We start from the raw sequence: 1158 nt of genomic DNA, 5'->3' as shown, positions 1-1158 counted from the left end.
AGCTCCTCTTTTGCAAATGGGTGGTAATCATTCGCTTATTTACTATGTTTAGAGCTCATTGCATCCCGATATCGCACTTTTTTTGGCGATAAAACTGCCATTTCAATAAATTTTAACACCTTATCATACTTGTCCTTTGGCTCATTCATAATGAACCAAAATAGATTCAACCAGTCTTGGAGGTGCTCTCTATCATAAGCTCCATGATTTCTTATAAATTGTTTTAATAATAAATGAAGATTATTGACCGGATATAAAGGATTGTCTTTATCTGATAATTCTTTTGTTTCTGCTGTTGGGTATACTATGCTTTCCAGTTCCAATTCTTCAATTAATATGCTATGAGAGTGTTCGTCATCATGAACTAATACAGAACCTCTTGCAATATGCTGACTGTATGTTTCTTTCGTTGATTTTCTTGAAGGTTTAGATGTTCCTGTAACTATAAAAATTGATTTTGTCTCGTTACAAGCAACACCAACACCTATTTTATTTCGAGATATTCCTCTTAGTTTCTTTCCATCTTTTGTTACTAGTTTACTTCTTACTTTTGTAAAATATGTTTCATCCAAATATACTGTACCGTCTAGTACAACATCGTTTTGTATTCCTTTTAAAACTTCGAATGTTTTGATCAGCCAATATTTCCCTGTCGTTGGTGAATTTCTATTATCGTAGGCTGTTGAATTTATAGAATGAAATTCAAACAAATGCAGTAAATACTCAATCCATTCTGAAATAGGAATTTTTTTTGAATCAAAGATTGTATTTGTCAAAGCTGTAAAGCGTTTACCACATTCTTTACAAATATATCTTTGTGTTCCATCTTTTTTATGGCCATATTTTGTAAAATCATTAGATTCACAGAATGGACATTGTTTTATGTCTAAAGAATTTATAAATTCAATTTCAAAAATAGATGATGTTGCATGTTTAGCGTCGTACCATTCTTGAACAGTATTTTCTACAAGCAATTGTCCTTCAGATTTTTCAGGATCTTCAGACCAAGTAAATGAACGTAAAGATGGATATTTTCTACGTTCTTTTTTATTCATTTGTGTTTGGCGGTTCGGAGTTTCACGAGATGAATAACCAGAACCGCCAAGTTCCTCTTGATGATTATTCACCTCATGAAGCTCTTCAAGAGCTTGCCTTTCT

At 32.4% G+C, this 1158-nt stretch carries 1 protein-coding gene; it reads right to left on the bottom strand.

Annotation, left to right across the window (positions count from 1 at the left end; translation table 11 throughout):
* Positions 1-35: 35 nt before the first annotated feature.
* The coding region (locus tag H8911_RS12130; protein WP_222621040.1) for an IS1/IS1595 family N-terminal zinc-binding domain-containing protein at positions 36-1158 on the bottom strand (1123 nt) is incomplete at its 5' end.

It is taken from the genome of Holdemanella hominis, assembly GCF_014306155.1.
Taxonomy (GTDB): Bacteria; Bacillota_I; Bacilli_A; order Erysipelotrichales; family Erysipelotrichaceae; genus Holdemanella; species Holdemanella hominis.
Note: the sequence above shows the minus strand (reverse complement) of the source record. Positions and strands in the feature narration are given on the sequence as shown.